Genomic DNA, 19,926 nt, shown 5'->3' with positions numbered 1-19,926 from the left:
TTTAACATAGTCGGCGTGGCCTGGGCAGTCTACGTGTGCGTAGTGGCGAGTCGGGGTGTCATATTCAACGTGAGAAGTGTTGATGGTGATACCACGCGCTTTTTCTTCTGGTGCGTTATCGATCTGGTCGAATGCACGAGCAGCACCGCCGTAGGTTTTAGCCAGTACGGTAGTGATTGCAGCGGTCAGAGTAGTTTTACCGTGGTCAACGTGGCCGATAGTACCAACGTTGACGTGCGGTTTTGTACGTTCAAATTTTTCTTTAGACACGGCTATATTCCTTACTATAGTGCTCTCCCCTCTGGAGAGAGCACGGGACTTAGGTTTTAATCCTGTGGATTATTTACCACGGGCTTCGATAACGGCCTGAGCAACGTTGTTCGGTGCATCATCATACTTCAGGAATTCCATGGTGTATGATGCACGACCTTTGGTCAGAGAACGCAGCTGAGTTGCATATCCGAACATTTCAGACAGCGGAACTTCAGCGTGGATCTTAACGCCAGTCACTTCGGATTCTTGACCACGCAGCATACCGCGACGACGGCTCAAGTCACCGATAACGTCACCGGTGTTCTCTTCCGGAGTTTCTACTTCAACCTTCATGATTGGCTCAAGCAGAACTGGTTTCGCTTTCTTAAAGCCATCTTTAAAGGCAAGAGAAGCAGCCAGTTTAAACGCCAGTTCAGAGGAGTCAACGTCGTGGTAAGAACCGAAGTGCAGACGGATACCAATGTCTACTACCGGGTAACCTGCCAGCGGACCAGACTTCAGCTGCTCCTGGATGCCTTTATCAACGGCAGGGATGTATTCGCCAGGAATTACACCACCTTTGATGTCGTTGATGAACTCGTAACCTTTCGGATTAGAGCCCGGCTCCAGTGGGTACATGTCGATCACAACGTGACCGTACTGACCGCGACCACCAGACTGCTTAGCGTGTTTACCTTCGATATCGGTAACTTTAGAACGAATCGCTTCACGGTAAGCAACCTGAGGTTTACCTACGTTCGCTTCAACGTTGAATTCACGCTTCATACGGTCAACGATGATATCCAGGTGAAGTTCACCCATACCAGCGATGATGGTCTGGTTAGATTCTTCGTCAGTCCATACGCGGAAGGACGGGTCTTCTTTCGCCAGACGGCCCAGAGCCAGACCCATTTTTTCCTGGTCAGCTTTGGTTTTAGGTTCAACGGCGATGGAGATTACCGGCTCAGGGAATTCCATACGCTCCAGAATGATCGGGTGATCCGGGTTACACAGGGTGTCACCGGTGGTCACGTCTTTCAGACCGATAGCCGCAGCGATATCGCCCGCGCGAACTTCTTTGATCTCTTCACGTTTGTTAGCGTGCATCTGTACGATACGGCCGAAACGCTCACGAGCTGCTTTCACGGAGTTCAGGATGGTGTCACCGGAGTTAACCACACCAGAGTACACGCGGAAGAACGTCAGGTTACCCACGAACGGGTCGGTAGCGATTTTGAACGCCAGTGCAGAGAACGGCTCGTCATCACTTGCGTGACGCTCAGCCGGAGTATCTTTACCGTCGTCCAGGATACCGTTGATCGCAGGAACGTCTACTGGGGATGGCAGGTAATCAATTACCGCATCCAGCATTGCCTGAACACCTTTGTTCTTGAACGCAGAACCGCAGGTTACCAGGATGATTTCGTTGTTCAGAACGCGCTGACGCAGAGCTTTTTTGATCTCTTCTTCAGTCAGTTCTTCACCACCCAGGTATTTCTCCATCAGCTCTTCAGATGCTTCAGCTGCGGATTCGATCAGGTTCTGGTGCCATTCGTCAGCCAGGTCCTGCATATCAGCCGGGATATCTTCGTATTCGAAGGTCACGCCTGCATCTGCTTCGTTCCAGTTGATGGCTTTCATTTTCACCAGGTCAACAACACCGGTGAAACCTTCTTCAGCACCAATTGCCAGCTGCAGCGGAACAGGGTTCGCGCCCAGACGGGATTTGATCTGACCAACAACTTTCAGGAAGTTAGCACCCATACGGTCCATTTTGTTAACGAACGCGATGCGTGGAACTTTATATTTGTTAGCCTGACGCCATACGGTCTCAGACTGTGGCTGAACACCACCAACTGCGCAGTAAACCATTACTGCACCATCAAGAACACGCATGGAACGTTCAACTTCGATAGTGAAGTCAACGTGGCCCGGGGTGTCGATGATGTTTACGCGATGCGGTTCATACTGCTTAGCCATACCAGACCAGAATGCAGTAGTCGCAGCGGAAGTGATGGTGATACCACGTTCCTGCTCCTGCTCCATCCAGTCCATGGTAGCTGCGCCGTCATGAACTTCACCGATTTTGTGGTTTACACCGGTGTAGAACAGAATACGTTCGGTAGTGGTGGTTTTACCGGCGTCGATGTGCGCACTGATACCGATGTTACGGTAGCGTGCGATGGGTGTTGTACGAGCCATTTGATTCCTCGTTTGTTTCTTTAGGCGTTCAGTTAAGTTACCCAGAGCGGGCGGCTTCTCTGAAGCGCCCGCCTGGTGACTACGACTCCGAAGGGATTACCAACGGTAGTGTGCGAACGCCTTGTTGGCTTCTGCCATACGGTGAACGTCTTCACGTTTCTTAACTGCAGTACCTTTGTTGTCTGCAGCATCAGAAAGTTCGTTCGCCAGACGCAGAGCCATGGATTTATCACCGCGTTTACGAGCAGCTTCAACGATCCAACGCATTGCCAGAGCATTACGACGAACCGGACGAACTTCAACTGGAACCTGATAAGTAGAACCACCAACGCGGCGGGACTTAACTTCTACAGTTGGGCGAACGTTGTCGAGAGCGACTTCGAAAGCTTCCAGTTCATTTTTACCAGAACGCTGAGCCAGGGTCTCAAGCGCGCTGTATACGATTGCTTCTGCAGTAGATTTTTTACCATCTACCATCAGGATATTTACAAATTTTGCCAGCAGTTCTGATCCGAATTTCGGATCTGGAAGGATTTTACGCTGACCAATGACGCGACGACGTGGCATGGGAATACTCCGTTGTTAATTCAGGATTGTCCAAAACTCTAAGAGTTTAGTGTGACATTAAGATAAATCAGTTTGGCCTTACTTAACGGAGAACCATTAAGCCTTAGGACGCTTCACGCCGTACTTGGAGCGAGCCTGCTTACGGTCTTTAACACCAGAGCAGTCGAGCGCACCACGAACGGTGTGGTAACGAACACCCGGAAGGTCTTTAACACGACCGCCACGGATCAGGATCACGGAGTGCTCCTGCAGGTTGTGACCTTCACCACCGATGTAGGAAGTCACTTCAAAACCGTTAGTCAAACGCACACGGCATACTTTACGCAGTGCGGAGTTTGGTTTCTTAGGAGTGGTGGTATATACACGAGTACATACGCCACGTTTCTGCGGGCAGGCTTCCAGCGCAGGCACGTTGCTTTTTGCAACTTTGCGAGCGCGTGGTTTGCGTACCAGCTGGTTAACTGTTGCCATTAAATAGCTCCTGGTTTTAGCTTTTGCTTCGTAAACACGTAATAAAACGACCTCATACAATATGAGGACGCGAAATTTTAGGGCTACGTCGAAAAGGTGTCAAGAAATATACAGCGATCTCAAATCACCAGTTCATTTGACTGGTATGCGTAACTGCAAGATCAACGAAATCAGTATAGCCAACTACGTCAATTTTGGTTGAAATTTGACCAGTCAGCCCTCGCGCGTCAAGGTCATCTTTGAGCGCATAGACCTTAATGGGGGCGTTAGTGATATTTTCAACGTAACGACTGCCTGCAATTGCGGCCAATACGCCGTCCTGAATTAGCAACAGAGCATCGCCGTCGCGCAACATTCTCAGTAATCCGTCAATGTCGCACTGCCAGGGTGAACGGCTCAGAGTATGGAGCATGGCGGCCTCAGAAGGTTAAAACGGTATCGTAATGAGAAAGTTCTTCGCGTAAGCGGTCGGATGTCAGCCGTGTCGCATCCAGAACCAGCGGCGTCTCGTCGTCCAGCCCGCGCTCTCGCATTGACGTGGAACAGATCCAGAAGGTCTCGATATCATAGAGAGGCAGTACCTTAAACGTGGCGATATAGTCGCGCATCAATATCGTCTGGGGCTGCTGTCCGGCGAGAAGTTGAAATACACCGTCGCCAATAAAGAAGACGCCAACCTCCTCCGTCAGTGCGGAAGTGGCAAGCAGTGCATCCAGCCCTTCCCTGCCAGCAGCATTGCCATGCGGAGCGGAAGTAAAAACAAAAGCCACGCGATTCATCAGAATTGCACCATGCGGTCGCAGGTTAATGCGGCTTGCGCCAGGGCGCCTAATCCGCTGAGAGTGAATCCAGGCTGCAGATTGGCGCCTGCCAGGCCCAGACGTTCGGCTTCTGTGGCGTCGGCAATACCACGGCGCAACGCCGCAGCCACACAAATATGTAGCGCGACACCGGACTGTTGATGTAGGGCTTGCCAGCCACGCACCAGATCAAATTCATCGCTGGCAGGCGAAGTGAGCTGGTTAGCGTTATAGACGCCTTCACGATAGAAAAACACACTTATGAGCTCATGGCCGGCTTCCAGAAGTGCGCGGGCAAACTGCAGCGCGCTGCTTGCCTGCTGAGTGCCATAAGCCGGGCCGGTCACCATCAACGCAAAACGCATTACTTCTCTTGTCCCACAAAGTCGCCGCTTTTGAACTGACGGATGTAGAGGTACACCGTGTGTTTGGAGATATTCAGGCGATCCGCAACCTGGTTAATCGCATCTTTAATGTCGAAGATGCCTTTCTCGTAGAGATTGAGCACGATCTGGCGATTTTTAGCATTGTTAGAAACATTGCGATCGGCATTAACCTCTTCGATGGTGAATTCCAGCGTCTGGGTGACGAGATCTTCAACGGACGAGGCGAAGTTAACGGAAGAGCCCACGTCAGGCGTTTCCGGCGGAATAAAGGTGTTCATGATTTGCGAGAACGGAACGTCAAGGTTCATGTTGATACAGAGCAAACCAATGACGCGCTGTTCGCGGTTACGGATAGCGATAGTGACCGACTTCATCAGCACGCCGCTTTTGGCGCGTGTGAAATAGCATTTGGAGACGCTACTGTCCGCGCCGGTCATGTCGTGCAGCATACGCAGTGCAAGGTCGGTGATTGGCGATCCAATTTTACGGCCGGTATGCTCACCATTAGCAATGCGGATGGCAGAACATTTCAGATCTTGCAGGGAGTGCAATACGATTTCGCAGTGGGACCCAATGAGCATCGCTAACCCGTCCACTACCGCCTCGTAGGATTTCAGAATATCGAAATCGGTCTGATCGAAAGGACGCTGATCCAGCAGATCGAGCTCACTGGTTTCGTTGGTTAAAAGCGACCTGGTCATGAAAAAAACACTCCTTTTCAGGAGCCTGTCGGTAGGTTTTCAGGGCAGGCTCATCATTTACACGGACAACTAAATTAATACAGCGTAGGTAAGGCTTTCCAGTGTTAATTGACTCTGCCCCGGAATAAAAAAAACCGCCGCCTGGTAGGCGGCGGGTTTCGCAGTTTTATTTCTTCGCTGCGTCTGCAGCTTTGGCATCTGCTGCAGCTTCAGGCTTGGCATCCGCCTTCGGTGCGGGTTTGATGTCCAGCAGCTCTACGTCAAAGACCAGCGTAGAGTTAGCCGGAATACCCGGAACGCCGGTTTTACCGTAAGCCAGATCCGGTGGGATGACCAGCTTGATTTTGCCGCCTTTCTTGATGTTTTTCAGGCCTTCTGTCCAGCCAGGGATAACACCATCCAGACGGAAGGAGAGCGGTTCGCCACGGGTGTAAGAGTTATCAAACTCTTTACCGTCGATCAGAGTACCTTTGTAGTTAACGACCACGGTGTCGCTGTCTTTAGGTGCGTCGCCGGTACCTTCTTTCTCAACTTTGTAGACCAGGCCGGTAGAAGAGGTTTTTACGCCCTTCTCTTTCGCAAAGGTGTCACGATAGGCTTTACCTTTGGTTTCGTTCTCGGCTGAATCTTTTTCCATCTTCTCTTGTGCAGCGCCTTTCACACGTGCTTCAAAAGCCTGGAGAGTTTGTTCAATTTCCTGATCGGAGAGTTTGCTCTTATCAGCAAAGGCGTCCTGAACACCGGCAATCAGCTGCGCCTGATCCAGTTTGATGCCCAGTTTTTCCTGCTCTTTGAGAGAGTTTTCCATATAACGACCCAGAGATGCTCCGAGCGCATAGGCTGATTTCTGGTCGTCATTTTTGAACGCCGCTTTGCTGTCTGCAGCAGCAGCTGGTTTCGCAGCGGTATCTGCAGCGAAAGACAGCGGTGCATTCAGCGCGACAGCCATAGTGGTTGCCAGCAGCGTTACTTTAAACAGTGATTTCATCCATATCTCCAGGGACCAGGGCCTCTCACCCCAGTGTTAAATGTAAATGAGTTGCGTACTATAAAACGTTGCGGAAGAAATCTACAGACAGACTCCCCCGAAACTCGATTCTTTTCAGACTATTTTTGTTTAAATTAGTTTCTTACTCGCAGCATGATTACTGCGAACCGGACCAAAGTCAGTTAATATTCTGCGCCAGACTGAACAACGAGGTGAATCATGCAGGATACAACAATGGAAGCGAGACTGGCGGAGCTGGAAAGTCGGCTGGCTTTTCAGGAGATCACCATCGAAGAGCTGAACCAGACGGTCACGGCCCACGAACTTGAAATGGCAAAATTGCGCGACCTGCTACGCTTGCTGACTGAAAAGATCAAGGCGACCCAGCCTTCCCATATTGCTTCCCAGTCTGAAGAGACCCCCCCTCCTCATTATTGAGACGTAAAAAAAGCGGGATAATCCCGCTTTTTTATTACCTGCAAGGTATTAGTGGCAACCGCAGCCGCCGTTACCGCAACCACCTTTACCGTGGTCGTGACCATGGTCGTGATCGTGGCCGTGGCCACCGCAGCAGCCGTCGTGACCGTGATCATGATCGTGGTCATGACCGTGCGCACCGTGAACGTGGCCATGAGCCAGCTCTTCTTCGGTCGCTTCGCGGATTGCAACAACTTCAACGTTGAACTTCAGGTTCTGGCCAGCCAGCATGTGGTTGCCATCAACAACAACGTGGTCGTCTTCAACTTCGGTGATTTCAACCGGTACTGGACCCTGGTCGGTTTCTGCCAGGAAGCGCATGCCAACCTGCAGCTCGTCAACGCCCATAAATACATCTTTAGGAACACGCTGAACCAGATTCTCATCGTACTGACCGTAAGCGTCGTTTGCGCCAACAGCAACATCGAATTTATCGCCGACTTCATGACCGTCCAGCGCGGTTTCCAGGCCGGAGATCAGGGAACCGTGACCATGCAGGTAGTCCAGCGGCGCACTCACCGGAGACTCATCAACCAATACACCGTCTTCTGTACGTACCTGATAGGCCAGGCTGACCACCAGGTCTTTTGCTACTTTCATGATATCTCCTGAGCGTGGGAAAATTGCTGGCGCAGATTGTAACGGAAATCTGCACCTGTGTACCCTTTAGCTTAAAAAAACTCGGGGCATATCGCTAGTCCGGATGGAAAATGCCGATCACTTGCTCTTCTTTGCGAACGTGATCGCGGGCCTCTTTGTCAGCCTCGCGCATCTGGTGGCCGCACTTAACACACTCAACGATATCAATATTATTCTCGCGCCACATCGCCAGCGTGTCTTGCGCCTGGCAGGATGGGCATTTTGCGCCCGCGATAAAGCGTTTACGTACAGCCATCTTTCGTTACCCTTTATTCAAATTCATCCCAGCCGTCCAGTTGGCGCCGTTCCTGCTGCATCTCACGCTGAAAAATCTCTTCCAGTTCACGCCGGGCTTCCCGTGCGCGGGAGATTTGCACCGTGTCGGTATGCACTGGCATCAGTTCACGCAGCATACGCATATCCAGACGGCGAAAATGCAGTTGCGCGCGCTGGGCCTGATGCGGGTGCATGCCGAGGGTAACCAGCGTTTTGCGCCCCAACTCCAGCGCACTGGAGAAGGTCTCGCGGGAGAACTGTTTTACCCCCGCCTGTAGTAGCTCATGGGCCTCTACGCGACCCCGCGCGCGGGCCAGAATATGCAGATGCGGAAAATGCTGCTGGCAAATCTCCACCAGCTTCATGGTGTCTTCAGGCTCATTACAAGTAATCACAATGGATTCCGCCGCTTCAGCCCCGGCAGAACGCAACAGCTCAACCTGAGTCGCATCACCGTAATAGACCTTATAGCCATATTTGCGCATCAAATTCACCGCGCTAATGTCGCGCTCGAGCACGGTGATCCGCATCTTATTCGCCATCAACAGACGCCCAATCACCTGACCAAATCGCCCAAAGCCCACCACGATCACCTGCGGTTTATCGTCTTCGACCCATGGTGTCTCGTCTTCATCCTCAGAAGGATTAAACTGCCGTGAAAGTTGTCTATCGATCAATTTCATCAGCAGAGGCGTGGTCATCATCGATAAGGTCACGGTCACCAGCAGCAGCGCCATCTGATCATGCTGGAACAAACGCTGGGAAGATGCTGTGGAGAAGAGCACAAAAGCGAACTCACCGCCCTGGCTTAATACGCCAGCAAACTGCATTCTTTCAGAATTGCGCAGGCCATAGATTCGCGCAAGCAAATAGAGCACCAGGGTTTTTACTGCCACCAGCAAGGCTACGCCTACCACGACCAGCAGCAGATGGGTATAGAGCACCCCCAGATTCAGCGCCATGCCCACGGAGATAAAGAACAACCCCAGCAGCAAGCCCTTAAACGGATCGATTGCCATCTCCAGCTCGTGGCGATACTCGCTCTCCGCCAGCAGCACCCCGGCAATAAAGGTGCCCAGCGCCATAGACAGCCCCAGGGCATCCATAAACAGGGCCGAGCCTAATACCAGCAGCAGCGTGGCGGCGGTAAAGACTTCGCGCACGCCGGACGCGGCGATAAAGCGAAATACCGGCCGCAGCAGATAGCGTCCACCAATCAACATGCCAATAAACGCCAGCACTTTCATGCCAACCTTCATCCAGTCGAAATGATCATCGCCGGAGCCGGCCAGCAGCGGTACCAGCGCCAGCGCCGGAATCACCGCCAGGTCCTGAAAGAGCAACACCGAGAAGCCCAGCTGCCCGGCCTCGTTGCGGTTCATCCCTTTTTCACGCATGAGCTGCAATGCCATCGCCGTGGAGGACATGGCCAGGCCAATGCCGCCGATGACCGCCGCCTGCCAGGAGAAATCGGTCAGCATCAACAGGCCACCCAGCACCGCTGCGCTACAGAGCACCTGGGCTGCGCCCACACCAAAAATCGAGCGCCGCAATTGCCACAACTTCGCCGGGTTGAGTTCAAGGCCGATGATAAACATCAGGAATACGACGCCAAGCTCGGAGAAATGCAGAATTTCATCGACATCGCTAATGAAGCCTAGCCCCCAGGGGCCAATGGCGATGCCGGCCAGCAGATAACCCAGCACCGCACCAATACCCAGCCGCGCGGCCAGCGGCACGGCGACCACCGCCGCAAATAAGAATAAAACGCCTGCCAGTAACAGATCGGAACCTTCCATCAGCGGCCTCCCGTCGGCAGGGGGTCAGCCAGCCAGTCACCATAGGCTTTGGCATGGCTTGCCAGCGTTTGCGGCTGCTGCCGACGCGCCCAGTAGATAATAATCGGACTGAGCCAGTGCATATGGCACATGGCCGCCGTTAGCTCAAAAGGCCGCAGAATGTCGCTCATGGGATAACGGTTAAGCCCATCGTGACGGTAGGCGCTCTCTGGCTCGCCAGTAGTGATCACGTTCCGCCAGTACTTTCCCGCCAGCTGATTGCCCCCCACGCCGCTGGAGAAACCCCGGCTGAGCACGCGGTCCAGCCACTCTTTCAGCAGCGCCGGGCAGCTATAGGTATAAAGCGGATGCTGGAAGACAATCACATCATGCTGACGCAGGAGTTCTTGCTCATGGGGAATATCAATAAAGAAATCAGGATAGTGCGCGTAGAGATCGTGCACTGTGACGTTGCTGAGCTGTGTCGCCGGCTTAAGCAGTACCCGGTTCGCCACCGAGTCCTGAGATTCCGGATGGGCATACAGCAGCAGCACTTTGGCTGTCTGAGACATCATTCCCCTCCCGGTAAGGTTTCTGTTTTTGTGTATCGTTGTTGTTTTGGGCTACCATGGCGGCCCGGTGCGGCGGCAAATGGTCCACACCTTACATTATCATAATGACAAATTAACATAGTCGGAACATACGGCGCTTCTATGATTGTTTTCTCCTCGTTACAAATTCGTCGCGGCGTGCGCGTCCTGCTGGACAATGCCACTGCCACCATCAACCCTGGCCAGAAGGTCGGGCTGGTCGGCAAAAACGGCTGCGGTAAATCCACCCTGCTGGCGCTGCTGAAAAACGAGATTAGCGCTGACGGCGGCAACTTTACCTACCCCGGAAACTGGCAGCTCGCCTGGGTTAACCAGGAGACGCCCGCGCTGAGCGAACCGGCGCTCGACTATGTGATTGACGGCGACCGCGAATACCGCAAGCTGGAAGCGGAGCTCAATGCCGCAAACGAGCGCAACGACGGCCACGCCATCGCCACCGTTCACGGCAAGCTGGACGCCATCGACGCGTGGACCATCCGCTCCCGCGCCTCCAGTCTTCTGCACGGCCTGGGCTTTAGCAACGACCAGCTCGAACGCCCGGTGAGCGACTTCTCCGGCGGCTGGCGTATGCGCCTTAACCTGGCGCAGGCGCTGATTTGCCGCTCTGATTTACTGCTCCTTGATGAACCGACCAACCACCTCGATCTCGATGCGGTTATTTGGCTGGAGAAGTGGCTCAAGAGCTATCAGGGCACTCTGATTCTGATTTCCCACGACCGCGACTTCCTCGATCCGGTGGTGGATAAAATTATCCATATCGAACAGCAAAAGATGTTCGAATACACCGGCAACTACAGCTCCTTCGAGCGCCAGCGCGCAACGCGTCTTGCCCAGCAACAATCGATGTATGAAAGCCAGCAGCAGCGCGTGGCGCACCTGCAGAGCTTTGTCGATCGTTTCAAAGCGAAAGCCTCGAAGGCCAAACAGGCGCAAAGCCGCATCAAGATGCTGGAACGCATGGAGATGATTGCGCCTGCGCACGTCGATAACCCGTTCCACTTCAGCTTCCGCGCGCCGGAGAGCCTGCCGAACCCGCTGCTGAAGATGGAAAAGGTCAGCGCAGGCTACGGCGAGCGTACAATTCTCGACTCTATCAAGCTCAACCTGGTGCCGGGTTCACGTATTGGTCTGCTGGGGCGTAACGGTGCCGGTAAATCAACGCTGATCAAACTGCTGGCGGGCGAGCTTAACCCGGTCAGCGGCGAGATCGGTCTGGCAAAGGGCATTAAGCTTGGCTACTTCGCCCAGCACCAGCTGGAATTTTTACGCGCGGATGAATCGCCGATTCAGCACCTGGCGCGGCTGGCACCGCAGGAGATGGAGCAGAAGCTGCGCGACTACCTCGGCGGGTTTGGTTTCCAGGGCGATAAAGTCACTGAGAATACCGAGCGCTTCTCCGGGGGTGAAAAAGCCCGTCTGGTGCTGGCGCTGATCGTCTGGCAGCGTCCGAACCTGCTGCTGCTCGATGAACCGACCAACCACCTGGATCTCGACATGCGTCAGGCGCTGACCGAAGCGCTGATTGAATTCGAAGGCGCGCTGGTGGTGGTCTCGCACGATCGTCACCTGATCCGCTCCACCACGGACGATCTCTACCTCGTGCACGACGGCAAGGTCGAACCGTTCGACGGCGACCTGGAAGACTATCAGCAGTGGCTGACGGACGTGCAGAAGCAGGAAAACCAGCCGGACGAGTCGGCAAAAGACAACGCCAACAGCGCGCAGGCGCGTAAAGACCAGAAGCGCCGGGAAGCGGAGCTGCGCACCCAGACGCAACCGCTGCGTAAAGAGATCGCGCGGCTGGAAAAAGAGATGGAAAAGCTCAACGCCACGCTTGCGGCCGTTGAAGAGAAGCTGGGCGACAGCGAGCTGTACGATCAGAGCCGCAAGGCCGAGCTGACGGACTGCCTGCAAACCCAGGCCAAAACCAAATCCAGCCTCGAAGAGTGTGAGATGGCGTGGCTGGACGCCCAGGAACAGCTGGAAGCGATGCTACAGGCCGACTAAACCGCCGGGAGGAGTATGAGTTTCGATACCACGAGCGACATTACATTTCGCAAGCTCAGCATCTTCATGACGTTCATGGAGAAGGGCAATATCGCGCGTACCGCCGAAACTCTGGGCCTCAGCGGCGTCAGCGTGCACCGCGCGCTGCACACCCTGGAAGAGAACGTGCGCTGCCCGCTCTTCACCCATAAGGGGCGCAACCTGATTGCGCTCCCCTCCGCCTGGACGCTGCTGGAGTATTGCCAGGAGGTGATGCAGGTCATGGCGCGCGGCGTGGAAGAGTCCCGTAAGATTGCCGGTATAGGTCAGGGGCGGCTGCGCGTCGGCACGCTTTATTCGCTAACGCTGGAGACCGTGCCGCGCCTGATCATGGGCATGAAGCTGCGCCGTCCGGATCTGGAGATGGATCTGACGATGGGCTCCAACGAAACGTTGCTGCACATGCTGGACGAAGGCTCGCTGGACGCGATTTTAATCTCCATTTCCGAAAGCGATATCGATCGTAACAGTCTTGAAGTACTTCCTCTGTTCCACGACGACATTTTCCTTGCCGCACCGGCGTCTGCGTCCCTCAACACCGGCGAGCTGGCCGACCTGCGTGATTATAAAGATCAGAAATTCGTCGCGCTGGCAGAAGGGTTCGCCACCTACGCCGGGTTCCAGGAAGCGTTCCACATCGCCGGATTCGAGCCGGAAATCGTCACGCGCGTGAACGACATTTTCTCTATGTTGAGCCTGGTGCAGGCGGGGGTCGGTTTTACGCTGATGCCGGGCAGGATGAAGAAAGTGTATGAAAACTCGGTGCAGCTACTGAAGCTGGCGCAGCCGTATCAGATGCAGCAGTTGATCGCCATCGTCTTTGCCCGCAACCGCGAGCAGGATCCCAGCCTGCGCGCACTGGCCGCCGAAGGACGGATGTATGCGCGAAGCCTCACAACAGATACCTCGGCCCCGTAAGCCTGGTGCATTCCCCCTGTTCCAGGGTTCACTAAAACTGAACGCCACGTTTGACTTATCATCCGTTACCTCTGAATATCCACAAAAACAACATGGCTTATAGCAGGAACAGGATGTTCACACTCTATATGAAATGGGATGCGGGCTGTGATTTAGCACCGGGTGATATTCAGTTCATCCTCACGCCACGCGATGCACTGGAAATGGCAAGCGTATTTTATGAACTGGATTATCTAAAATATGACCCTCAAACCCGTTTTCAACATTTCACCATCCCCATGCGACGTGACGGCGTATACCACCGCTTTGCGGCACAGCCATACAAACGCAAGCGCCACATTGAATACGACGGCCTTTATGATGAAGTAAAATGGAATCTAGAGCAGGGCTGGATGGTTGGCGTAAACACCGCAGAGAAGTGGGACCGTTTCCGCAACCCCTTCTTCTTCGATGACGACGGTAATCTGGTTTATGACTGTTTCATGGACAGCTATAGCGACAGTTTCCAGCGAGAAGTACGGAATATTTACGAACATTGCCTGAACGCACACCCGGGACGAAAACCTGCTCCGACCATTAAACAACATGATTCCGATGCTCCCGTACAGCACGCACAGGCCACCAAAACCATCAACAGCAAAGCAGCCGGACGATTACTGGCGGCCGGTGGAATCTACAACGGCAACCTTGAAGGTTTTAGACAAACAGCGGAGCAACTTGGTGGAGAAGCCGTAACAGGCTACGACAGCGTTTTAAATGAAACCACGTCCGGTATGATGATAACCGCCGCCTCGCTGCTGCTCATCAGAAATCCAGCGACAGCGAAACAGTTGACCGACTATTTGGGAAAATATAAAAACAACCAGGTTCTGCTAAGTGATATAAATGTTACGGAGCTAAACTACTTTCGCAGAAACCGTCTCGAATATAATGCGCTACGAAAAGAATTTAATAGTACTGTTCGTCCTGCTTTTCTCAAATCTCTTGCCAATCACCCTGATGCTTTAACAACTTTTGACTCTGACAACCTGCTCCGACTTGCCAATGGAAAAGTCCACGCAGGATGGGAGGTCCATCATAAAATCCCCCTTGATGATGGGGGGACAAATACCTTTGAAAACCTAACGCTGATACAAAGTTCGCCCTATCATTACACACTTTCAAAGGCACAGGGCACGATAACTAAAGCTCTTCCCTATAATGAAAGCGCAGAAGTGTTATGGCCTGCTCCAAAGGATGTAATTTATCCCGCTGGCATTAAGGAGAAGAAATGAAGTCTACCGATGAATTGTTAGGCATATTCAAGACCCTAATGACTGCTGATAACTACCCGATAGCCAATCCTGTCAATCCTGCCGTAATGGCAGATCTCATGCGCAATGCTCCACCCGCCGAATGGGGCAGTCAGAAAAGAACGGTTTACGAGGATATACAGCGCTTGATGGCTACCCGAACTGACTACCTGAATATGTTCAACATTATGGATGGTCTGGAGTATAACGGACTAACTTTATATAACGCAGTTCAGGCAGAAAATGGTGTGCCATTATGGTCAAATATCTACGTCCGCAACGTTGATACACGCACCGATGAAATCTATTTTGATCAGAATCTCACTGATAAGGTGCTCATTGGTGAGGATGGTATATCCGTTATTGTCTTCAGTTTCACTGATGATTGCTATCAGATATGTGATAAAGTCTCAACGAATTATGTTATAGAATCACATAACCAATTTCACGAATTGTTATCCGCACTAATTGATACGGTGAATTAATATGCGTCAAATCTCAAACTGGTTGTTTCCACGAAAAACGACCAGTAGTAGTACGTGAACCGTGGAAAATACCTGGTGTTAAAATAATGAGTAGTGGGGTTTTGAAATGATAAATGAAATAAAGAAAACGTTAATCCATATTATTAGCATACTGCGCTCAAACAATGAGAATGCATGGGCCAAAACCTTTGAGAATCTTGGTAGTGAACTTGACGTCGACTGTGAAACTGCAATATTCGCATTAAAAAAAGTTTACGGTGGAATGGGATCATTTAACGATATTGTTCTTCACAAAAATGGGCTACCGCTCCGTAAAGAGAATGACGAGCTGGAAGATTTGAGCCATAGGCTTTACCAGCAACTTGAGCAGGCAATCGATTTAATTAAAAAAGGGTGTTTACCCTAACACTCATCATCAGCGTCGCTGACGCATGCTCAGGGAGATTTCCACCCTGAGCTATCAGTGCCTAACTTACCTTACGTTTTTCGAAAGAGCCGTTGGGAAAACTCACCGCTTAAGCCGCCCCGCCAAATGGACCGCTACCTCAACCCCGCTGCGTTCCAGCGATATAGACTCCCCTTCCCACGCCGCCTGGCGCGTTAAGCAGGTCAATATGCCGCCGGGCGGCATCTCAATAGCCAGTCGCGCGTCGCGTTCGTTGGCTGAAATGACTGCCTCCTGCCAGCGCACGGTGCGGGCCATATTCATCGCCAGATCGTCGGCGATCTTCTCCGGCTGCCACAGCACGCGGCCGGTGCTGCCGCTAAGATAGGCTAAGCGTGGGCGAGAGAGCGTCACGTTTTCAAACGCCGCCACCAGCTTCTGCGCCGGTTCCGCCAGCAGCGCGCAGTGCGATGGTACGCTGACCGCCAGTCGTTTGGCCTTGCTGGCCCCTTTCGCCAGCGCGCGCTCGGCGACCTGCGCCATCCCGTCATCGCCTCCGGCGATCACAATCTGCGTTTCGGCGTTCAGGTTCGCAATATAGGTCCCGGTGCCTTCGATAAGCTGTTCCACCTGTGGCAGGGTCAAGCCCATAATCGCCGTCAGGCCATAACCGTGCGGATACGCCTGCTCCATTACATCGCCACGCAGCGCGACCAGCCTGAGCGCGTCGGTGAAATCCAGCGCGCCCGCGATAACCGCCGCCGGGTATGCGCCAATGGAGAGCCCGCTGACGATATCCGGCGTTACGCCGCGTCGCTCAAGCTCGCGCGCCCAGGCGACACCAGCTATCAGCAGCGAAAGCTGCACCGCGCGGGTATGGGATAACGAAGCAGCGCTATCCAGCGTATCAACCTCCGTCCCCAACACCTCGCGCGCCTGTGCCAGCTCGGAGCCCGGCAGGTTTTGCAGCATGCCTTCATGCTGCGTGCCCTGCCCCGGAAAAGTAAACAGTATTTTCATCACGCCTCCCTGTGCCACGGGTCCGTCACCAGACGCGGCCCGCGGCGAGTTTTCAGCAGCGTTTTGCCGTCGCGCAGCCACTCCGCCAGCGCAAAGCCGCCCTCGGGCGTATCCACCTGCGTATCTGCCCGGCACAGCGCGCGGCTAAGCTGGGCTTGCCAGGCGGCAAACGCATCGGGGGAGAGAGGCTGCGGAGCGCGGATCAGCAGGTCGAGATCGCTGTCGGCATGGATAACCGGAATGCCGGTTGCCAGCGCGTAACCGGTGCTGCCGGCAATGCCCCACGACCACGGCCACGGCTGCTGGGAAAGTTGCAGCGCCACCTGAACCGGCGGCTGCGTCACAAAGGGCGAGCGCAGCAGATCGGCCGTTACGCTCAGTGATTCGGGCGACACCACACGCAACACGTTTTCTGGCTTCACCCATCCGGCCGCCCGCTGGTCGCGGCGCAATCCGCGCACGCCAACGGGAATACGGCCTTCGCTATCAACATCACGCCGCACCACGACCGGCAGGCCGGTATGCCAGGCCGCCTCCACCCAGGATTCGGTGATGCCTTCCAGCGCGTCACGCGCGGTAAGCCAGATGAGGTCGTGGGGGCGTAATGTTGTGGTCATGATTACATTCCTGAAGTCAACGAGATAAACAGCGGCAGCGACAGGATACACAGTACGGAGCTTAACAGCAGCACGGCTTCCGCATCCGGTGACTGCACGCCAAAGCGGTTACCGAACACCACGCCGAAGAAGCCCGCGGACAGCGCAATCATCAGGATAGCGGTGATCGCCACAGAACCGTGCAGACCGAAGATTAAAACGATACCCCAGGCAATCGCAGGCTGGATCAGCAGCTTGGCGATGGTGGAGGTGATCACCATGGTGTTGATCTGCAGCTTACGGGCAGAGAGGATCACCCCGGTCAGGAACAGCGCAGCTGCGGTGGCAGACAGCCCCAGCGGTTTGATCGCCGCGAGAACCAGTTCCGGCATTTTGATGCCGATAGCGGAGAGAATCACCCCCAGCAGCGGGCCCATAACGATCGGTTTTTTAATCGAGCGCCACATCAGCACCGGCAGCATGGAGAGGGTTGAGCCGGAGTTATTCCCTTCGGCGCGCGCTTTTTCACGCTCAAGGATCAGCAGGCAGAACGGCGTCATCAGTACGGAGCCGCAGGCGATGGAGACCGCCACGGAGAGCGAGGTAGAAGAACTTTCACCCAGCACGCTGCCCAGGATGGGCAGGCCGAGCGCCGCATAGTTCGGCAGGGCGACGGTCAGCGTCAGCACGGCCGCATCCTGCGGAGATTTTTTAAAGACGTTGGTGGCGAGGAAATAGATGGCCGCATAGGTTATCCACATCGCCAGAGTCAGCACCAGAATCAGCGGCGACTGGGCCACGATGCCGGTCCATGGCGTTTGCACGGTGGCGCTGAACAGCGCGGCAGGCAGTGCAAAATCCATGACGAAAATATTAAGCAGGGAAACATTTTTGTTATCGACCATCTTTGCCTTACCGGCCCAGAATCCCAGCAGCATGATGACGAAAATCGGTGCAAGAGCATGAACAATTACGTAAGTCATAAATCACCTGTAGTAAAAAAGTTTAAGCACTGGCGCGATGTTTATTATTTTCAGGATGCAGCCTCCCGTGTGGGCGCAACGGGTGCGCCCACGGGGACGTGCATCTGGCAGGTCTCTTTTTACTTACCAGCTGGCTCGCATGCGTTCGCGAACGAGTGCCGAGCTGCGGCGATTGTCAGCGCCTAAGCGGTTTTTCAGGGTGGCGTCCTGACGCGCGTCGTTGATGGCCTGTTGCAGCGTGGTTTTCACCTGCGCCAGATCGCTATCGGTTGGAGCATCCGGGTTATTGATATCCAGCAGGCTGGAAAGCAGCCCCAGCGTGGCGTAATTGCTGATGTCATACGCCATCGGCGGAATGGTGGCCGCCAGTTTTTCCAGCGCCTCCACGGTACGCAGGGTGATACGCGCCGCTGACTCTTTACCCATTGCGTGGATCAGCACCCCTTTGTCGTTAAAGGCGATCAGGCGGTTAGCCTGGTAGCCGTGCGCCAGAAACGCGCCGGACATCGCTTTGCCGACAATCAGGCCAATCACCGGATGACCGGCCAGGCGCGCGTTAGCGTAGGCCGCAGCGGCACCGGCCAGCGCCTGGTGAATACCAAACGCCTCTTCACGACGACCATAGGCCTGACTTGGGACGTCAATCACCGCCACAATCGGGCGTTTAACGGCTTTATCGGCATCAGCGGCAACGGTTTCGCTGACCACTTTTGCCAGCGTCCAGCCTTCAAGCAGGCCCACTTCGCCCTGCGCGGCACGCGGATAGTGGTTGTTGGCATCCGGAACGACGGCGACAAAACGTACCGTTTCACCGTTAAGCTCACCGTCTGCGGCCTGCACGGACGGGCAGAGCCCTTCCAGACGTTTGGCGTTCGGGGCGAGGGTTTCCAGCCAGAGTTCGCCACGGCTCATTGAATTACTCATCATTTCACCTCCCGGGCAAAAAGCGCTTTGATCTGTTCGGCATCGGCCTGTTTGCGGGTGTCGAAATTGGTCAGACGGTTCAGGTAATCGTCGTAGTTATCGGTACGGTGTTTCGCCGGCACGCCTTTCGCAATCGCGTCGTTCATTGCCGCTTTCACCGCGTTCACGCCATCACCCACCAGCGCATCCACCAGGCCGCTTTCATAGCGCACTTCGCCGCCGGTCATGCTCCAGATAAACGGACGGTCGCGGGAGTCGTACTCTTCAATCCCCGCCTCCTGTTCGATAACCTGTGGGCCGTTCAGGCCAAGACGCGCTTCGCGGGTCACAATCAGGTAGCTGCACAGCGCTGCGGCGATGGACATCCCGCCGAAGCAGCCCACGGTCCCGGCCACAATGCCGATCACCGGCGTGTAGCGACGCAGATCGACAATCGCCGCGTGGATATCGGCAATCGCCGCCAGGCCCAGGTTGGCTTCCTGCAAGCGCACGCCGCCGGTTTCGAGGCACAGCACCGCCTGAGTCGGGATGCCGTTGCGGTTATCTTCCGCCGCCAGCTCCAGCGCCGCCGCCATTTTAGCACCGGACACTTCGCCCATACTGCCACCCTGGAACGCGCCTTCGATGGCAACTACCACGGCAGGCTGACCGTTGATGGTCCCTTTCGCTACCACCATGCCGTCGTCGGCCTGCGGCACAATCCCCTGTGGCCCCAGCCACGGAGAAATAATGCCTTCAAACGGATCCAGCAGTTCGCGGTAGCTGCCGTCATCCAGCAGCGCCTGCGCACGCTGGCGTGCTTTTAGTTCGATAAAGCTGCTGTCATCACGCATGGCTCACCCCCTCAAAAACCTGTTCGATACGAATGCGCGCCACGCCCGGCGTCGCGCCGAAGTCGTGGATGGTCAGTTTGCCTGCGGGCAGGCTGCTGACGGTTTGCAGGCGGGTAAACAGGGCTTCCCAGCGACCGCGGCTGTTGTCGACGGAAGTGGTGATATCAATGGTTAACGTCTGGCCCGGTTCGGCGGCGAACAGCACCTCCATATCCCCGGAACCGACAACCCCTGCCAGCGCCTTACCGCTTAACGCGCGGCTGGCGGGCATGGTTAATGTGATTTTTTCCATAACA

General features: G+C 54.5%; 25 protein-coding genes. 6 read left to right on the top strand and 19 right to left on the bottom strand.

Annotated features, from left to right (window positions below):
- The 9 genes from WFN75_RS20060 to fkpA form a co-directional block, all read right to left on the bottom strand.
- The coding region (locus WFN75_RS20060; RefSeq protein ID WP_000031677.1) for a GTP-binding protein at positions 1 to 270 on the bottom strand (270 nt) is incomplete at its 3' end.
- A 69-nt stretch (positions 271 to 339) separates the two neighbouring features.
- Positions 340 to 2,454: an elongation factor G gene (gene fusA, locus WFN75_RS20055; protein ID WP_212478431.1), complete on the bottom strand. Its 2,115-nt coding sequence runs from the start codon at positions 2,452 to 2,454 to the stop codon at positions 340 to 342.
- Positions 2,455 to 2,550: 96 nt separating this feature from the next.
- Complete coding sequence (rpsG, locus tag WFN75_RS20050; RefSeq protein WP_004106370.1) at positions 2,551 to 3,021, bottom strand: 30S ribosomal protein S7; 471 nt, start codon at positions 3,019 to 3,021, stop codon at positions 2,551 to 2,553.
- 96 nt (positions 3,022 to 3,117) lie between these two features.
- On the bottom strand, positions 3,118 to 3,492 hold the full coding sequence (rpsL, locus tag WFN75_RS20045) for a 30S ribosomal protein S12 (RefSeq protein ID WP_000246815.1): 375 nt from the start codon (positions 3,490 to 3,492) through the stop codon (positions 3,118 to 3,120).
- 124 nt (positions 3,493 to 3,616) lie between these two features.
- On the bottom strand, positions 3,617 to 3,904 hold the full coding sequence (gene tusB, locus WFN75_RS20040; protein ID WP_263617436.1) for a sulfurtransferase complex subunit TusB: 288 nt from the start codon (positions 3,902 to 3,904) through the stop codon (positions 3,617 to 3,619).
- A gap of 7 nt (positions 3,905 to 3,911) precedes the next feature.
- Complete coding sequence (gene tusC / locus WFN75_RS20035; protein ID WP_263617437.1) at positions 3,912 to 4,271, bottom strand: sulfurtransferase complex subunit TusC; 360 nt, start codon at positions 4,269 to 4,271, stop codon at positions 3,912 to 3,914.
- Complete coding sequence (tusD, locus tag WFN75_RS20030; protein ID WP_046886732.1) at positions 4,271 to 4,657, bottom strand: sulfurtransferase complex subunit TusD; 387 nt, start codon at positions 4,655 to 4,657, stop codon at positions 4,271 to 4,273. The genes tusC and tusD overlap by 1 nt, the downstream gene beginning before the upstream one ends.
- Positions 4,657 to 5,379: a helix-turn-helix transcriptional regulator gene (locus WFN75_RS20025; RefSeq protein ID WP_040078344.1), complete on the bottom strand. Its 723-nt coding sequence runs from the start codon at positions 5,377 to 5,379 to the stop codon at positions 4,657 to 4,659. The genes tusD and WFN75_RS20025 overlap by 1 nt, the downstream gene beginning before the upstream one ends.
- A gap of 166 nt (positions 5,380 to 5,545) precedes the next feature.
- Entirely contained in the window at positions 5,546 to 6,367 is an 822-nt protein-coding gene (fkpA, locus tag WFN75_RS20020; RefSeq protein WP_040078343.1) for an FKBP-type peptidyl-prolyl cis-trans isomerase, read from the bottom strand.
- 219 nt (positions 6,368 to 6,586) lie between these two features.
- Between fkpA and WFN75_RS20015 the strand changes: the two genes are divergently transcribed.
- Entirely contained in the window at positions 6,587 to 6,805 is a 219-nt protein-coding gene (locus tag WFN75_RS20015) for a protein SlyX (RefSeq protein WP_040078342.1), read from the top strand.
- Positions 6,806 to 6,853: 48 nt separating this feature from the next.
- Here the strand turns inward: WFN75_RS20015 and slyD are convergent, their stop codons facing one another.
- The 4 genes from slyD to kefG all read right to left on the bottom strand — a co-directional run bounded on the left by slyD (position 6,854) and on the right by kefG (position 10,109).
- Positions 6,854 to 7,444 carry a peptidylprolyl isomerase gene (slyD, locus tag WFN75_RS20010; protein ID WP_040078341.1) on the bottom strand — a complete coding sequence of 197 codons (591 nt, stop codon included), beginning with the start codon at positions 7,442 to 7,444 and terminating at the stop codon, positions 6,854 to 6,856.
- 94 nt (positions 7,445 to 7,538) lie between these two features.
- Positions 7,539 to 7,739, bottom strand: coding sequence for a YheV family putative zinc ribbon protein (locus tag WFN75_RS20005; RefSeq protein ID WP_003861689.1), 201 nt, complete (start codon positions 7,737 to 7,739; stop codon positions 7,539 to 7,541).
- 13 nt (positions 7,740 to 7,752) lie between these two features.
- Positions 7,753 to 9,558, bottom strand: a complete 1,806-nt coding sequence (gene kefB / locus WFN75_RS20000; RefSeq protein WP_046886733.1) for a glutathione-regulated potassium-efflux system protein KefB — start codon at positions 9,556 to 9,558, stop codon at positions 7,753 to 7,755.
- A complete protein-coding gene (gene kefG, locus WFN75_RS19995; RefSeq protein WP_207293883.1) occupies positions 9,558 to 10,109 on the bottom strand; it encodes a glutathione-regulated potassium-efflux system ancillary protein KefG in 552 nt (183 codons plus the stop codon). The genes kefB and kefG overlap by 1 nt, the downstream gene beginning before the upstream one ends.
- A gap of 141 nt (positions 10,110 to 10,250) precedes the next feature.
- Here kefG and WFN75_RS19990 point away from each other — a divergent pair, with 141 nt between their 5' ends.
- From WFN75_RS19990 to WFN75_RS19970, 5 genes are all read left to right on the top strand, one after another.
- Positions 10,251 to 12,155 carry an ABC transporter ATP-binding protein gene (locus WFN75_RS19990; protein ID WP_336996709.1) on the top strand — a complete coding sequence of 635 codons (1,905 nt, stop codon included), beginning with the start codon at positions 10,251 to 10,253 and terminating at the stop codon, positions 12,153 to 12,155.
- A gap of 15 nt (positions 12,156 to 12,170) precedes the next feature.
- Entirely contained in the window at positions 12,171 to 13,112 is a 942-nt protein-coding gene (locus WFN75_RS19985) for a LysR family transcriptional regulator (protein ID WP_058609457.1), read from the top strand.
- Positions 13,113 to 13,225: 113 nt separating this feature from the next.
- A complete protein-coding gene (locus WFN75_RS19980) occupies positions 13,226 to 14,386 on the top strand; it encodes an HNH endonuclease signature motif containing protein (RefSeq protein ID WP_263617439.1) in 1,161 nt (386 codons plus the stop codon).
- Positions 14,383 to 14,889, top strand: a complete 507-nt coding sequence (locus WFN75_RS19975) for a YrhA family protein (protein ID WP_263617440.1) — start codon at positions 14,383 to 14,385, stop codon at positions 14,887 to 14,889. The genes WFN75_RS19980 and WFN75_RS19975 overlap by 4 nt, the downstream gene beginning before the upstream one ends.
- A 106-nt stretch (positions 14,890 to 14,995) precedes the next feature.
- On the top strand, positions 14,996 to 15,295 hold the full coding sequence (locus WFN75_RS19970) for a DUF6966 domain-containing protein (RefSeq protein ID WP_263617441.1): 300 nt from the start codon (positions 14,996 to 14,998) through the stop codon (positions 15,293 to 15,295).
- Positions 15,296 to 15,397: 102 nt separating this feature from the next.
- Here WFN75_RS19970 and mdcH read toward each other — a convergent pair whose 3' ends face one another.
- From mdcH to mdcC, 6 genes are all read right to left on the bottom strand, one after another.
- Complete coding sequence (gene mdcH, locus WFN75_RS19965) at positions 15,398 to 16,294, bottom strand: malonate decarboxylase subunit epsilon (RefSeq protein WP_046886739.1); 897 nt, start codon at positions 16,292 to 16,294, stop codon at positions 15,398 to 15,400.
- Positions 16,294 to 16,911 (bottom strand): malonate decarboxylase holo-ACP synthase, encoded by a 618-nt coding sequence (locus WFN75_RS19960; protein ID WP_336996708.1) that lies wholly within the window; start codon positions 16,909 to 16,911, stop codon positions 16,294 to 16,296. Before WFN75_RS19960 ends, mdcH begins: the two co-directional genes overlap by 1 nt.
- Before the next feature lie 2 nt (positions 16,912 to 16,913).
- Positions 16,914 to 17,873 (bottom strand): AEC family transporter, encoded by a 960-nt coding sequence (locus tag WFN75_RS19955; RefSeq protein ID WP_046886741.1) that lies wholly within the window; start codon positions 17,871 to 17,873, stop codon positions 16,914 to 16,916.
- 123 nt (positions 17,874 to 17,996) lie between these two features.
- Complete coding sequence (mdcE, locus tag WFN75_RS19950) at positions 17,997 to 18,797, bottom strand: biotin-independent malonate decarboxylase subunit gamma (RefSeq protein WP_263617804.1); 801 nt, start codon at positions 18,795 to 18,797, stop codon at positions 17,997 to 17,999.
- Positions 18,797 to 19,630 (bottom strand): biotin-independent malonate decarboxylase subunit beta, encoded by an 834-nt coding sequence (locus tag WFN75_RS19945; protein WP_088209209.1) that lies wholly within the window; start codon positions 19,628 to 19,630, stop codon positions 18,797 to 18,799. Before WFN75_RS19945 ends, mdcE begins: the two co-directional genes overlap by 1 nt.
- Positions 19,623 to 19,922, bottom strand: coding sequence for a malonate decarboxylase acyl carrier protein (gene mdcC, locus WFN75_RS19940; protein ID WP_006177845.1), 300 nt, complete (start codon positions 19,920 to 19,922; stop codon positions 19,623 to 19,625). Before mdcC ends, WFN75_RS19945 begins: the two co-directional genes overlap by 8 nt.
- Positions 19,923 to 19,926 lie beyond the last annotated feature (4 nt).

Origin of the sequence: Leclercia sp. UBA7405 (assembly GCF_037152215.1) — a bacterium.
Lineage (GTDB): Bacteria > Pseudomonadota > Gammaproteobacteria > Enterobacterales > Enterobacteriaceae > Enterobacter > Enterobacter pneumoniae.
This window is presented reverse-complemented; position numbering and strand designations above follow the sequence as displayed.

Bases quoted from the DNA above. Each gene is read 5' to 3' on its own strand.
- fusA (WP_212478431.1), bottom strand. From the start codon at position 2,454: ATGGCTCGTACAACACCCATCGCACGCTACCGTAACATCGGTATCAGT.
- rpsG (WP_004106370.1), bottom strand. From the start codon at position 3,021: ATGCCACGTCGTCGCGTCATTGGTCAGCGTAAAATCCTTCCAGATCCG.
- rpsL (WP_000246815.1), bottom strand. From the start codon at position 3,492: ATGGCAACAGTTAACCAGCTGGTACGCAAACCACGCGCTCGCAAAGTT.
- tusB (WP_263617436.1), bottom strand. From the start codon at position 3,904: ATGCTCCATACTCTGAGCCGTTCACCCTGGCAGTGCGACATTGACGGA.
- tusC (WP_263617437.1), bottom strand. From the start codon at position 4,271: ATGAATCGCGTGGCTTTTGTTTTTACTTCCGCTCCGCATGGCAATGCT.
- tusD (WP_046886732.1), bottom strand. From the start codon at position 4,657: ATGCGTTTTGCGTTGATGGTGACCGGCCCGGCTTATGGCACTCAGCAG.
- WFN75_RS20025 (WP_040078344.1), bottom strand. From the start codon at position 5,379: ATGACCAGGTCGCTTTTAACCAACGAAACCAGTGAGCTCGATCTGCTG.
- fkpA (WP_040078343.1), bottom strand. From the start codon at position 6,367: ATGAAATCACTGTTTAAAGTAACGCTGCTGGCAACCACTATGGCTGTC.
- WFN75_RS20015 (WP_040078342.1), top strand. From the start codon at position 6,587: ATGCAGGATACAACAATGGAAGCGAGACTGGCGGAGCTGGAAAGTCGG.
- slyD (WP_040078341.1), bottom strand. From the start codon at position 7,444: ATGAAAGTAGCAAAAGACCTGGTGGTCAGCCTGGCCTATCAGGTACGT.
- WFN75_RS20005 (WP_003861689.1), bottom strand. From the start codon at position 7,739: ATGGCTGTACGTAAACGCTTTATCGCGGGCGCAAAATGCCCATCCTGC.
- kefB (WP_046886733.1), bottom strand. From the start codon at position 9,558: ATGGAAGGTTCCGATCTGTTACTGGCAGGCGTTTTATTCTTATTTGCG.
- kefG (WP_207293883.1), bottom strand. From the start codon at position 10,109: ATGTCTCAGACAGCCAAAGTGCTGCTGCTGTATGCCCATCCGGAATCT.
- WFN75_RS19990 (WP_336996709.1), top strand. From the start codon at position 10,251: ATGATTGTTTTCTCCTCGTTACAAATTCGTCGCGGCGTGCGCGTCCTG.
- WFN75_RS19985 (WP_058609457.1), top strand. From the start codon at position 12,171: ATGAGTTTCGATACCACGAGCGACATTACATTTCGCAAGCTCAGCATC.
- WFN75_RS19980 (WP_263617439.1), top strand. From the start codon at position 13,226: ATGTTCACACTCTATATGAAATGGGATGCGGGCTGTGATTTAGCACCG.
- WFN75_RS19975 (WP_263617440.1), top strand. From the start codon at position 14,383: ATGAAGTCTACCGATGAATTGTTAGGCATATTCAAGACCCTAATGACT.
- WFN75_RS19970 (WP_263617441.1), top strand. From the start codon at position 14,996: ATGATAAATGAAATAAAGAAAACGTTAATCCATATTATTAGCATACTG.
- mdcH (WP_046886739.1), bottom strand. From the start codon at position 16,294: ATGAAAATACTGTTTACTTTTCCGGGGCAGGGCACGCAGCATGAAGGC.
- WFN75_RS19960 (WP_336996708.1), bottom strand. From the start codon at position 16,911: ATGACCACAACATTACGCCCCCACGACCTCATCTGGCTTACCGCGCGT.
- WFN75_RS19955 (WP_046886741.1), bottom strand. From the start codon at position 17,873: ATGACTTACGTAATTGTTCATGCTCTTGCACCGATTTTCGTCATCATG.
- mdcE (WP_263617804.1), bottom strand. From the start codon at position 18,797: ATGAGTAATTCAATGAGCCGTGGCGAACTCTGGCTGGAAACCCTCGCC.
- WFN75_RS19945 (WP_088209209.1), bottom strand. From the start codon at position 19,630: ATGCGTGATGACAGCAGCTTTATCGAACTAAAAGCACGCCAGCGTGCG.
- mdcC (WP_006177845.1), bottom strand. From the start codon at position 19,922: ATGGAAAAAATCACATTAACCATGCCCGCCAGCCGCGCGTTAAGCGGT.